General features: G+C 71.6%; 3 protein-coding genes and 1 pseudogene. All 4 read right to left on the bottom strand.

The window, feature by feature from the left end; genetic code table 11:
- A partial coding sequence (locus Q0480_RS01440) for a hypothetical protein (protein WP_299129932.1) occupies positions 1-202 on the bottom strand: 202 nt, incomplete at its 3' end.
- Positions 199-1272 (bottom strand): IS5 family transposase, encoded by a 1074-nt coding sequence (locus Q0480_RS01435; protein ID WP_299129931.1) that lies wholly within the window; start codon positions 1270-1272, stop codon positions 199-201. The genes Q0480_RS01435 and Q0480_RS01440, both read right to left, overlap by 4 nt.
- Before the next feature lie 87 nt (positions 1273-1359).
- A complete protein-coding gene (locus tag Q0480_RS01430; protein WP_299129929.1) occupies positions 1360-2415 on the bottom strand; it encodes a glycosyltransferase in 1056 nt (351 codons plus the stop codon).
- A gap of 51 nt (positions 2416-2466) precedes the next feature.
- A pseudogene (locus tag Q0480_RS01425) lies at positions 2467-2646 on the bottom strand (hypothetical protein); the annotation flags it as partial.

Here is a 2646-nt window from a genome sequence, read left to right as displayed (position 1 = left end):
GTCGTCGTCTCCCTCCCAGTCGAAGGAGACGTCGACGTGGCCGTAGGCGAGATCGCGGCGCGCCGAAGGCGATCTCGCCATGGCCGTCGGCGCGGATCTCCAGCATGGCCGGCCCGCGGAGGTCGAGGGTGCCGCCCTCCCAGAGGTCGGCCGCGACGATCCGCCACCGGCCGATCAGCTGGCAGTCTATCGGCGCGCTCACGGCGAGGCTCCGGCGAGGAGCTTCGGCAGCCGCGCCAGGTCGCAGGCGACGAGGCCGAGGACGAAGGCGAAGTCGACCCGCGCCAAGCCACGCAGCCTGACCTGGGCGAGGCCCGCCACCTCCTTCACCCAGCCGAAGCCCTCCTCGATCCGCTTGCGGATGCGCAAGCTGACCGCATAGTCCGCGTGCCGGGTGGCGCGGCCGTCGATGCGCGAGCCGCGGGTGGTGGTGATGTTCCGGGCGACGTGGGGCGTGACGTTCTCCTCGCGGCGCTCCAGGACGAAACTGGCCGTGTCATGGGCCTTGTCGGCGCCGAGCGTGATCCGCCGCCGGCCGGCCACGGCCCTGACGAGCTCGATCGCCGCCAGCGGCTCGGCGTCGCCGGTCGCCCGCGTCGCCACGCCTCCCACGATCAGCCCGCCGCGGTTCTCCATCAGCGCGTGCCCGGGATAGCAGAGCTCCGCCGGCGGGCCACCGCCCTCGCGGTAGAGCCGCGCGTCCGGGTCGGTGGTGCTGGCGTGCGTCGCGTTCGAGGGCCTCTCGCCCTTGAAGTCCTTCTCGCCGTTCCGCCCCGGCCCCGGCGGCTCATCCTCGCCGTCCTTGCGCCGGAAGCTCTTCTGGCTCGCCCAGGCCTGGATCAGCGTCCCGTCCACCGAGAAATGCTCAGCTGACAGCGGCCGCTTCACCTCCGGCCGCGCCAGCAGCTCCGCCAGGAACCGCCGCGCCACCTCGCCCGCCAGCGGCCGGTCGCGGTTCTTCGAGAAGCTGCTCGCGTCCCACACCGGGTCGTCCACCCCGAGCCCGACGAACCAGCGGAACAAGAGGTCGAACTCCAGCCGCTCCGACCGCGCCGAATAGAAGCATCGCAGCGGCAGCGCCCGCGGCGGCCGCTCCGGCGGCATGCCCGGACGGCCGAGGTGCGAGTAAAGCTCCGAGAAGTCCGCCGACATCGACGGAAGCGTCGCGTTCACCACCTCGCGGATCTTCCGCGAAGGGTGGCCCGTTGGAATCCGCGACTCGAGATCGACATGGGAGAACAGCTCCCCCGTCCTCCGATCAGCTCCCCGCATGCCCGTTCCGCCCAATGCTGCTCACCCTTGGAAGGACGGAATCACGACCCCCACGCGCCGACAAGCCCGGACTTCTTCAGCAGCCTGCTAGATCCCGCTCGCGGCCCTGGCCTCGGCCAGCCAGCTCGACCGCCGCCGGATCTTCAGCGCCTCGCTGCGGGCGCGGAGCGCGTCACGGCTGGCGACCGCCTCGGCGAGGGTCTCGGCGAAGCTCTCCGGATCGTTTCGGGCAAAGAGCGCCGCCGCGCCGAAGATCGCGCGCAGGGTGGGGGTGTCGGACAGCACCAGCGCGCAATGCGCGCCGAGCGCCTCGTTCGCCACGCTCAGCTGCGAATTCTGGCGCGTGGTGATGCCGAGCACCACCGCCGCGCCGGCCAGCAGCGCCTCGAAATCCGGCAGCGACAGATAGTCGGTGAAATCGACATTGGCGGACGCCGCGTTTGTAAAGCCGAGCGCCTCGGCCTTGCTTCGCCGCCCGGTGATCTTGAAGCGCAACTCCGGCAGCCGCGCCGCGGCCGCCAGCACCATCGGCACCAGTGCCCGCTCGTCGGCGCCGAAGGAGCAGGGCACGAGCACATAGGGCGCCGTTTCTGTTTCCGCCGCCGTTTCCGGCGTGGGGGGCCGGGCGACCAGATCGAGCCGGGGCGGTGGATCCTCGAGTACCCGAAGTCGCTCCGGCGCGATGCCGAGCGCTTCGGCGACGCCTCGCATCTCCGTGTTATGCGCCAGCACACGGTCGCAGCGGTTCATCGCCGCGACCGTGCCCGGAAAGCGTGACCAGGGCGGGGTGAAGGCCGCGTCATGCCCATCGACCAGGATACGGAACCGCCGCCGCCCGAGGTAGCGCAACGCCAGCGCGAGCTGCGGCAGCGCCGCCGGTGGTGATTGCAGCCAGACGGTGTCCGGCCGGGCGGCGCGCAGGATCCGCGCGGTGCGGATCGCCTGGAGGAGATAGCCGATCGGCTTCAGCGCGCGGGCGCCAAAGGGCGGCGGGACATGATGCAGCTCGAAGCCGAGGAACTGCCGCATCGACTCCGCCCGCCGCTGGAAGCCGATCCAGGCGATATAGAGCTGTTTACCGGCCACGGGCCCGTCCGCCATAGATCTGTCGGGCGCGAGGAGTTCGGGCTCAGGCTCGGTCATGCGGATCTTCCAGGCGGAGTCGGGGGGGCGGGAGAGAAGCGGGGGCGGGGCTCAGGGGCGGCCGCCGTCCGGCGGTGGATAGCCGTCTCGCCATTGGGCCCGGGCGTCCCAGATGTCGCCCCAGTAGCCGGTCTTCAGCGCGATGCTCTCCCGGCCGGTCAACCGTCCGGCGAGCGCGCCGGAAAGCTTGCGGGTCAGCGGCCAGATCCGGATCAGCCAGAGCCCGAGCGG

It is taken from the genome of uncultured Amaricoccus sp. (assembly GCF_937891315.1).
In the GTDB taxonomy this organism is placed as follows: Bacteria; Pseudomonadota; Alphaproteobacteria; order Rhodobacterales; family Rhodobacteraceae; genus Amaricoccus.
Note: the sequence above shows the minus strand (reverse complement) of the source record. Positions and strands in the feature narration are given on the sequence as shown.

Bases quoted from the DNA above. Each gene is read 5' to 3' on its own strand.
- Q0480_RS01435 (WP_299129931.1), bottom strand. From the start codon at position 1,272: ATGCGGGGAGCTGATCGGAGGACGGGGGAGCTGTTCTCCCATGTCGAT.
- Q0480_RS01430 (WP_299129929.1), bottom strand. From the start codon at position 2,415: ATGACCGAGCCTGAGCCCGAACTCCTCGCGCCCGACAGATCTATGGCG.